Origin of the sequence: Acidovorax sp. (assembly GCF_046341535.1) — a bacterium.
In the GTDB taxonomy this organism is placed as follows: domain Bacteria; phylum Pseudomonadota; class Gammaproteobacteria; order Burkholderiales; family Burkholderiaceae_C; genus Acidovorax.
On the sequence record NZ_JBKDRI010000201.1, the window covers coordinates 25,811 to 35,331 of the forward strand.

Genomic DNA, 9,521 nt, shown 5'->3' on the forward strand with positions numbered 1-9,521 from the left:
CAAAAAAATGGGTCTGTTGAGTCTCGCCATCTGGACGCCGATTGTTTTCGGTACCGTGCTCCTTGCTCTGGGCCGGGATGAGCACGCCCGTGCGGTGCGCTGGATTGCTCTGCTCGGTGCGTTGATCGGCGTGTTGGTGACGGTGCCGCTGTACGACGGCTTCAAGCTGGGTACCGCTGCAATGCAGTTCGTGGAAAAGGCTGCGTGGATCGAGCGGTTCAACGTGAACTACCACCTGGGCGTCGATGGTATTTCTTTCTGGTTCGTGCCGCTGACTGCGTTCATCACCGTGATTGTGGTGATTGCCTCATGGGAGTCGATCACGGAACGCGTCAACCAGTACATGGGTGCCTTTCTGATCCTGTCGGGTCTGATGATTGGTGTGTTCAGTGCCCTCGACGGCATCCTGTTCTATGTGTTCTTTGAAGCCACGTTGATCCCGATGTACCTCATCATCGGGATCTGGGGTGGCCCCAACAAGATTTACGCCGCCTTCAAGTTCTTCCTGTACACGCTGCTCGGCTCGCTGCTCATGCTGGTTGCGCTGATCTTCCTGTACAACCAGTCCGGCGGCAGTTTTGACATTGCCACCTGGCACCAGTTGCCGCTAGGGCGCACGGCGCAGGCGCTGCTTTTCTTCGCCTTTTTTGCCGCCTTTGCCGTCAAGGTGCCGATGTGGCCTGTTCATACCTGGTTGCCCGATGTGCACGTCGAAGCGCCCACCGGGGGTTCGGCCGTGTTGGCTGCCATCATGCTGAAACTGGGTGCGTACGGCTTCCTGCGTTTTTCCATGCCGATTGCGCCTGACGCCTCGCGCGAATGGGCGTGGCTCATGATCGCGCTATCGCTGGTGGCCGTGATCTATGTGGGCCTGGTGGCCATGGTCCAAAAGGACATGAAGAAGCTGGTGGCGTACTCGTCGGTGGCGCACATGGGCTTTGTCACGCTCGGTTTCTTTATCTTCAACCCGCTGGGCGTATCGGGTGGCCTGGTGCAGATGATTGCGCACGGCTTCGTGTCGGGCGCCATGTTCCTGTCGATCGGCGTGCTGTATGACCGCGTGCACTCGCGTGAAATCGCGGCCTATGGTGGGGTGGTCAACACCATGCCCAACTTCACCGCGTTTGCATTGCTATTTGCCATGGCCAATTGCGGCCTGCCAGGAACCGCTGGATTCGTGGGGGAGTGGATGGTCATTCTCGGTGCCGTGAAGGCCAACTTCTGGGTCGGTCTTGCGGCCGCCACGGCCCTGATCTTTGGTGCTGCCTACACCCTTTGGATGTTCAAGCGCGTCTACCTCGGGCCTGTGGAGAACGACAACGTCCGGGGCCTCACAGACATCGACAGCCGCGAGTTCCTGGTGTTGGCGCTGCTTGCTATTGCCACGCTGGCCATGGGCCTGTATCCGCGTCCCTTCACGGATGTGATGGACACCTCCGTGGCCGAGTTGCTCAAGCATGTCGCGCTGACCAAGCTGAACTGACCAGACCAGACTGAACTGAGAGATTCGAGATGATTGACAACATCAGCTGGCTTGCGATTTACCCCGAGATTGTGCTTTTGACCATGGCCTGTGTGATTGCTCTGGTCGACCTGGGGGTGAAGAGCAAATACCGCACGGGCACCTATGTGCTCACCATGCTCACCCTGGCGGTGGTGGCTGCTTTGCAGGCGATGTATGCGACCAGCGGCAACACGTTTTATGGCTTTGGCAACATGGTCGTGAGCGACGCGATGGGCAACTGGCTCAAGTGCTTTGCCACGGTGGCTGTGATGGTGACGCTGGTCTACAGCCGCCCCTACGCCGCCGACCGCCAGATGATGCACGGCGGCGAGCTGTTCACCCTGTCGATGTTTGCGCTGCTGGGCATGTTCATCATGATCTCCGGCAACAACTTTCTGGTGATCTACCTGGGGCTGGAGCTGATGACGCTGTCCAGCTATGCGCTGGTGGCACTGCGCCGTGACCACGCAACCGCCACCGAGGCGGCCATGAAGTACTTCGTTCTGGGCGCAATGGCCAGCGGTTTCCTGCTCTACGGTCTGTCCATGATCTATGGGGCCACCGGCTCGCTCGATATTGGCCAGGTGTTCAAGGCTGTCAATTCGGGCCAGATCCGCCACCAGGTGCTGGTGTTCGGTCTGGTGTTTGTGGTGGCTGGGCTGGCCTTCAAGCTTGGTGTGGTGCCTTTCCACATGTGGGTGCCCGACGTCTATCAGGGCGCGCCCACCTCTGCCACATTGATGATTGGCAGCGCGCCGAAGCTCGCCGCGTTTGCCATCACGATCCGGCTCCTGGTTGATGGCTTGCTTCCGCTGGCAATTGACTGGCAGCAGATGATGGGCGTGCTCGCGATTGGCTCATTGCTGGTGGGTAATCTTGCGGCCATTGCGCAGACCAACCTCAAGCGCATGCTGGCCTACTCCACCATCTCGCAGATGGGTTTCGTGCTGCTGGGCCTGATGTCGGGTGTGATCAATGGCAACGTGGATGCCACCGCCGTCGAAAACGCCTACAGCGCATCGATGTTCTACGTGATCACCTATGTGCTGACCGCGCTGGCCGCATTTGGGGTCATCCTGCTGCTGGCTCGCGAGGGCTTTGAGAGTGAGGAGATTTCCGATTTTGCGGGCCTGAACCAGCGCAATCCTCTGTATGCGGGCGTGATGTCGGTATGCCTGTTTTCGATGGCGGGCATTCCCCCGCTGGTCGGCTTCTACGCCAAGTTGGCCGTGCTGCAGGCGCTCATTGCATCGGGGCAGGGGCTTTATATTGCGCTGGCCGTGTTCGCCGTGATCATGTCGCTGATCGGCGCCTTCTACTATCTGCGCGTGGTCAAGGTCATGTACTTTGATGCACCCCTCACGGTCGCGCGTGTTTCCGCTCCGCTGGATGTTCGCGTGGTGTTGTCGGTCAACGGCGCGCTGGTGCTGGGTCTGGGGCTGCTGCCAGGGGGCCTGATGTCGCTTTGCGCCGACGCCGTGGTGCGCGCACTGGCGACCTGATGAGGCGCACGGCATGACGCACGCGTTGGCCGGTGCTGCGCGTGTTGGTGCGGGCAGACGCGACTGCCGGGCGGCTCCGCGGTGCGCCCTGGCCCCGGCAGATGGGTCGGCGCGGATGCGCGGTGTTGATTTCTTTTTCGGGCTTGCATTGCCGTGTCTCTGACTGCGTCTGTCTGGCTGGTGATCATTGCGGCGCTGATTGCCGCCAATCTCCCGTTCGTGAACCACCGCTGGTTCGTGGTCGGGCCGGTGGCGTTACCGCAAAAGAAGCTCGTGGTGCGACTGCTGGAACTATTCTTGCTTTATCTGCTGGTGGGCGGATTGGCCCTTTTGCTGGAGCGCCGCGCGGGACAGATCGCGCCCCAGGGCTGGGAGTTCTATGTCGTCACCGGTACCCTGTTCCTCACGCTCGCTTTCCCTGGCTTTGTTTATCGTTATCTTCTGCGCCGTCACGCTTGATCCCGCCCCGCTCGGCACATTAGGCGCCTATCCGTCATGAAGGTTCTCGATCTCCAGTGCAGCCAGGGCCACATCTTTGAGGGTTGGTTTGCCTCCGAGAGCGACTTTCAGTCGCAAAAGCAGCGCGAGCTTGTGCAGTGTCCGCTGTGTGATGACCGCCATGTCGAAAAGCGCCTGAGCGCCCCACGGCTGAACCTTGGCGCTAGACCACCGGCAGACATGCCTTCAGTGCGGAAGGCTGAGCGCGCGCCCCATGGTGGTGACACCAGCGCCGCTGCATCCGGTGCGGGCGACACGGGCCACAACCGCGCCATAGCGGGCGTTTCCATCAATGGTGGCGATGTGCCAGCGCTTCCCCAGGCGATCCAGGCTGCGTGGTTGCGAGCAGCGCGTCACCTTGCGCGCAACGCAGAAGACGTGGGCGAAGACTTTGCGCAGGAAGCCCGGCGCATTCACCACGGCGAGGCGCCCGAGCGCGCCATCCGCGGCCAGGCCACGGTGGAAGACGCCATGGCGCTTCTTGACGATGGCGTGGCGGTGCTGCCGTTGCCGCTACCTGCCGCAGCCAAAGAAACCCTGCAGTGAATCGCCTGGTATCGCGGCATCACTAAGCTGTTGCTTAACAAAATCAACGGGTTGCGCGCGACTGGCATGGTTTTATTGCTATATTTAATGTAGCATAACACGACATGAACGCTAGTGGGTGACGCGGATCGCCCTGCATCCCTTCCGATGCCTGCTTCTGTGCACGGGGCAGTGGCTCAGGCCGTGAACTGCAGCGCCGCCAGCCGCGCATACACGCCAGCATGCTCCATCAGCGCGGCATGGGTTCCCTCTTCGACGATCTGGCCGTGCTCCAGCACGACGATGCGGTCCGCGTTTTGCACCGTGGCCAGCCGGTGGGCAATGACGAGTGTCGTGCGCCGTCCCGTGTGCCGCTGCATGGCGGTATCCAGGGCGGCTTGCACCATGCGTTCGCTCTCGGCGTCCAGGGCGCTGGTGGCCTCATCGAGCAACAGCAAGGGCGGGTCCTTGAGCATGGCACGGGCGATAGAGATTCGCTGCCGCTGACCGCCGGACAGGCGCACGCCACGCTCGCCCAGAAAGGTGTCGTAGCCTTCGGGCAAAGCCGTGATGAAGTCATGCGCGAACGCGGCCTTTGCAGCCGCAATGACCTCGGCCTCGCTGGCATCGGGGCGGCCATAGCGGATGTTCTCCAGCGCCGTGGCCGAAAAGATCACGGCGTCCTGCGGCACGGTGCCGATGGCCGAGCGCAGGGTGGACAGGCGCAGTTGGCGAATGTCCACGCCGTTGAGGCGAATCGCACCGCTGCACGCGGCCGCCGCCATGGCCTGGCTGCTGCCTGGGCGGTCTTGAGCGGCCGTGCCATCTGCGTGGGTCGGCTGCGCGGGTGCACCCTGGATCGAAGCCCCGGCCGCGCCCGCCGGGGAGTCTGGCCCCCGGTCGCTGGACACGTCATAAAAGCGCTGAAGCAGTTGGAACACCGTGGTCTTTCCGGCCCCGCTGGCACCCACCAGGGCCACGGTTTCGCCGGGCCGCAGCGAGAGCGAAAACCCGCGAAGCGCCGGGTGTGAAGGGCGCGACGGATAGTGAAACTCCACCCGGTCAAACTCCACCATCAGCCCCTGGCCCGAAAGCGGCAGATCTTGCGGCTGGGCGGGGTCGGCCACTGGCGAGCGGCTGGCCAGAAGCTCCATCAGGCGCTCGGTCGCGCCAGCCGCGCGCAGCAGGTCGCCATACACCTCGCCAAGCACGGCCACCGAGCCCGCCACCAAAATCACATACACCACGGTTTGCCCCAGGTGACCGGCAGTCATCTGCCCGGCCAGCACGGCCTGCGTGCCGCGATACAGCCCCCACAGCAACAACGCCGCGTTGGCGATGATGATGAAGGCCACCAGCAACGCGCGCGCTCTGCTGCGCCGCACCGCGACCTGGAACGCGTTGTCGGTGGCGCGGCCAAACCGGGCGGATTCGCGCGGCTCGGCCGCGTAGCTTTGCACTACGGGTATGGCGTTGAGCACCTCGGCAGCAATGGCGCTGGAATCGGCCACACGGTCCTGGCTGTCGCGCGAGAGGCGGCGCACCCGGCGGCCGATCCACATGGTGGGCAAGACCACCAGCACCACGGCGGCAAGCACCTGCGCCATCACATAGGGGTTGCTCCACACCAGCATGGCAAGCGCCCCCACGCCCATGACCGCATTGCGCAGCCCCATGGACAGCGACGAGCCCACCACCGTCTGCACCAGCGTGGTGTCGGTGGTCAGGCGCGACAGCACCTCGCCGGTCTGCGTGGTTTCAAAGAACTCGGGGCTTTGCTGCAACACATGGCCGTACACGGCATTGCGCAGGTCTGCTGTGACGCGTTCGCCCAGCCAGCTCACCATGTAAAAGCGCGCTGCGGAAAACACGCCCAGCGCAACGGCCACGGCAAAAAGCATTTCAAAGTGTTCGCGCAGAGCCATGGCTTGAGCGCCACGGTCGTCCGCCATCAGACCGCCATCGATGAGGCCGCGCAGCGCCATCGGAAAGGCCAGCGTTGCCAAGGCGGCAAGCACCAGAAACACGCCCGCGACGGCGATGCGCCCACGGTAAGGCCGCAAAAAGGGCAGCAGGCCCGTGAGGGAGCGTGGAGCACCGCGTGACGCGGGTGAGGAGGACCGGGTAGACATGGGGTGCAGTGTAGGGTGAGAAGGGTGGGCATTCATCCATCAGCAAGATGAACCTGCTCTCAAAGTGCGGCTTGCGGCGCAGGGGTGCTGCGCCTGGCCAGCCGATTTCACCAGGGACGCACTCGCGCCCCATGGGATGTGGCACTCAAAGCCAAGAAAGTGGGCATGCATTGGGCGTCTCGGGACCTGGAAGAGCGGCCTGGTGAAACATGCGGGCTAGGAGCCTGTCGGACTTGGAAATCGTCGGCTGCAAACCGACCGCAGCGGTCCATTTTGAACCGCCTTTTTGTCCCATAGCTCGGCTATGGGGCTGCAAATTCCGCAAAAACTGTCCTCGCTCTCGCCGATTTTCGCTTTCGACGCTCCAAGTCCGACAGGCTCCTAGAGTCTCAGTGCCTTGGCATACCCCGTCATCTCCAGGTAGCCACGGCCCACGACCTTGCCGCTGGCGGCTTCGCGCAGCTCCGACAGGCCTTCCCAATAGATTGCGCCGGTGGAGGCACTGCTGTCGAGCTCCTGGTTGTCGAGCAGGCTGCGAACCTCGAACGTGCCCGCCGGCGTCTGCACGCGCCATTGCACGGGGTAGCGCGCACCGCTGTGCGGGCTGGTCCAAAAACGCTGCGGCGTGAACTCCACCTCGCTCGCGCCGAAGGCCTGGGCCGCCGCCTGGCTACCTGCCCGCCACGAGCCACCAGCCCACAGCGCCGTGCCATCTGCGCGCCGCAGGCGAAACGCCGTCAAAGCGCTGCCATCCAGCAGGTTCATGCCAATCCAGTCCCAGCCTTGTGCATCGGGGTGCAGCAGGGCCTCGCTCCACTCGTGGTCCATCCAGGCGCGCGCCTGCGCGGGGTTGACGGCCAGGCGTTCGCCGCCCAGGGCGATGGTGCCGCTCACGGTCAGCTGGGGCTGGCTGTAGTAGTAGCTGGCCTGCGCGGCATCGGGCCCCTTGCGCGACAGGCCCTCGCGGCCCTGCAGCAGCACGGGCTGGGTGCTGTCAAACTGCAATTGCAACCCAAACTGCTCGCCCTGGATGCGGGCCGTGTAGCGGCTGCGCGGCCCCGTAGCCCCGGGGACTGCGCCTGGGTTGATATCGCTGCGCACCAGGCTCCAGTCCTGCAAACGCACCGCGGTGTCGGCCTCGCTGGCGTGTGCCACGCCAAAGCCCGCCCGCGCAATGCGCTGGTCGTGCAGCAGCCTCTGGCCCTGCAGATCGGTGACCGCCGCATGGGCGAACAACAATTGGCGCGCCGCAAAGGCCGAGCGCATGCCTTGCGTGACATCCACGCGCGAGCGGAAGAACGTGATCTGAAACCCCCACTCACGCCCCGCCGCCACGGTGTGCCCCGTGATGTACCACCACTCCGTGCGCAGATCGGGGTGGCTGCCGTGGTCACGCGGAAACTGCAGCGCGCGCGGCGGCAGGGCATGGGCATTGCGCGGCCACGGGGCGGCCAAAGCGCCCGCCAGCCCCAGCGCAAGCGCCTGCCGCCGCGAGGGGCCCGCGCCGCCCCCAGCCAGGCGGGTTGCCAGTGGGGACACTGGAGCGTGGTGCTGCGAAGGCATGTTGGTGAACACCGCTGCGGTAGCGCCCAGGCTCGTCAGCCCATCAGCGCCTGCAGCCGTGCTTCGGCCGCACTGCAGTCGCCAAAGCAGTGGGCCACCCAATCGGGATTGAAATACGTGGGCAGGTACCGTTCGCCCGCATCGCACAGCAGCGACAGGATCGAGCCGCGCTCGCCCGCCGCGCGCATCTCGCCGGCCAGCGCGAGCATGGCCACAAAGTTGGTGCCGGTGGACGGCCCCACCCGCCGCCCCAGCAGCTGCGACAGCACCCGCATGGCCGCCACCGAATCCACATCGGGCACCTCGATCATGCGGTCCACCAGCGTGCGGATAAAGCTCGGCTCCACCCGCGGCCGCCCAATGCCTTCGATGCGCGAGCCGGGGGCCGTGAGCTGCGCGTCGCCCGTGCGGTGATACGCGCTGAACACCGACCCCGCCGGGTCGGCCACGCACACCTGGGTGGCATGCCGCTGGTAACGCACATAGCGCCCAATGGTGGCGCTGGTGCCGCCTGTGCCCGCCCCCACCACAATCCAGCGCGGCACCGCGTGCCGCTCGCGCGCCATTTGCGTAAACATGCTCTCGGCAATGTTGTTGTTGCCCCGCCAGTCGGTGGCGCGCTCGGCATACGTGAACTGGTCCATGTAGTGCCCGCCCGTCTCCAGCGCAATGGCGCGGGCCGCGTCGTACACATCGCCAGCGCGGTCCACAAAATGGCAGCGCCCGCCATGGAACTCGATCTGCGCCACCTTCTCGGGCGAGGTGCTGCGCGGCATCACCGCCACAAACGGCAACCCCAGCAGGCGGGCAAAGTACGCCTCGCTCACCGCCGTGGAGCCGCTGGAGGATTCAACAATGGTCGAACCCTCATTCACCCAGCCATTGCACAGCGCATACAAAAACAGCGACCGCGCCAGCCGGTGCTTAAGGCTGCCCGTGGGGTGGGTGGATTCGTCCTTGAGGTACAGATCAATGCCCTGCACTGCAAAGGCAGGCAGCCGCAGCGGAATCAGGTGCGTGTCGGCACTGCGCTGGTAGTCGGCTTCGATGCGGGCGACGGCTTCGTGGAGCCAGGGGGAGGAGAGCGTCATGCCACGATTGTCGGGCACAACTGGGCGGCCCATAATGCAGCTCTGCATCACCCTCGCGAGGATGCGCTGGTGCTGATCTGCGCGCTGGCGAACAAGCTCGCGCGCATCTGCTACGCCACGCTCAGGGATAAGACGCCATTCGGTGAAACCGAGTTATTGAGTCGGCACCTTTGAACTTGAACCAGCCGTTCGGGCTGAGCCTGTCGAAGCCTTGCGCAGAGCTTCGAACCGCATCAACGCATTCAAGTTGGTTGATGCCGACTCAATAGGTGCCACTGCCACCCCCAAATACAGAAAATGGGAAGCACACGCACGTTGTTACCTTTGGAAAAATGATAGCGAGCATGACTCCAACTACAACCGAACCCAAAGCCCACCAACCAATAGTTGATAAGGAAACCGGCAGGGGGCCGAGCAGAATCCTTCCAAGCACACCAATCCAGAAACTGCCGAGACCACCAACCAATGCTCCGAGTGCTCTATCTTTTTGCGTGATCGGGGCATGCCACCAATCTACAAAGTACTGCCGCCTGCGATCAAAGAAAGACCGAATCATATTGGCACCTAAGGCAACGCTGATCAAGCTTGCGTTTTTGCGCATTCCGCCGACATCGTTGCGTCATGCGGAATTACGACTCTCCCATGATGCGTAATTCGCCGAAATGCCCCGGCATCCGGGGTGTCGGGCGCTCCCGGCGCCCGCTGC

The 9,521-nt window shown here is 63.6% G+C and carries 8 protein-coding genes; 4 read left to right on the plus strand and 4 right to left on the minus strand.

The genetic code is table 11. The features are described 5' to 3' along the window. The first annotated feature begins 7 nt into the window (after positions 1–7). From ACK543_RS14965 to ACK543_RS14980, 4 genes are all read left to right on the plus strand, one after another. Positions 8–1,483, plus strand: a complete 1,476-nt coding sequence (locus ACK543_RS14965; protein WP_409943621.1) for an NADH-quinone oxidoreductase subunit M — start codon at positions 8–10, stop codon at positions 1,481–1,483. A 29-nt stretch (positions 1,484–1,512) separates the two neighbouring features. Further along, positions 1,513–3,006 (plus strand): NADH-quinone oxidoreductase subunit NuoN, encoded by a 1,494-nt coding sequence (nuoN, locus tag ACK543_RS14970; RefSeq protein WP_409943622.1) that lies wholly within the window; start codon positions 1,513–1,515, stop codon positions 3,004–3,006. Positions 3,007–3,159: 153 nt separating this feature from the next. Beyond that, entirely contained in the window at positions 3,160–3,465 is a 306-nt protein-coding gene (locus ACK543_RS14975; RefSeq protein ID WP_409943623.1) for a DUF2818 family protein, read from the plus strand. A gap of 36 nt (positions 3,466–3,501) precedes the next feature. Further along, positions 3,502–4,050, plus strand: coding sequence for a DUF1178 family protein (locus ACK543_RS14980; RefSeq protein WP_409943624.1), 549 nt, complete (start codon positions 3,502–3,504; stop codon positions 4,048–4,050). Between the two features lie 176 nt (positions 4,051–4,226). Here the strand turns inward: ACK543_RS14980 and ACK543_RS14985 are convergent, their stop codons facing one another. The 4 genes from ACK543_RS14985 to ACK543_RS15000 all read right to left on the minus strand — a co-directional run bounded on the left by ACK543_RS14985 (position 4,227) and on the right by ACK543_RS15000 (position 9,416). After that, complete coding sequence (locus ACK543_RS14985; RefSeq protein ID WP_409943625.1) at positions 4,227–6,161, minus strand: ABC transporter transmembrane domain-containing protein; 1,935 nt, start codon at positions 6,159–6,161, stop codon at positions 4,227–4,229. A gap of 381 nt (positions 6,162–6,542) precedes the next feature. Continuing rightward, on the minus strand, positions 6,543–7,724 hold the full coding sequence (locus ACK543_RS14990; RefSeq protein WP_409943626.1) for a lipocalin-like domain-containing protein: 1,182 nt from the start codon (positions 7,722–7,724) through the stop codon (positions 6,543–6,545). Between the two features lie 35 nt (positions 7,725–7,759). Beyond that, positions 7,760–8,815 carry a PLP-dependent cysteine synthase family protein gene (locus ACK543_RS14995; RefSeq protein ID WP_409943627.1) on the minus strand — a complete coding sequence of 352 codons (1,056 nt, stop codon included), beginning with the start codon at positions 8,813–8,815 and terminating at the stop codon, positions 7,760–7,762. Between the two features lie 262 nt (positions 8,816–9,077). After that, entirely contained in the window at positions 9,078–9,416 is a 339-nt protein-coding gene (locus tag ACK543_RS15000) for a hypothetical protein (protein ID WP_409943628.1), read from the minus strand. Between the last annotated feature and the right edge of the window lie 105 nt (positions 9,417–9,521).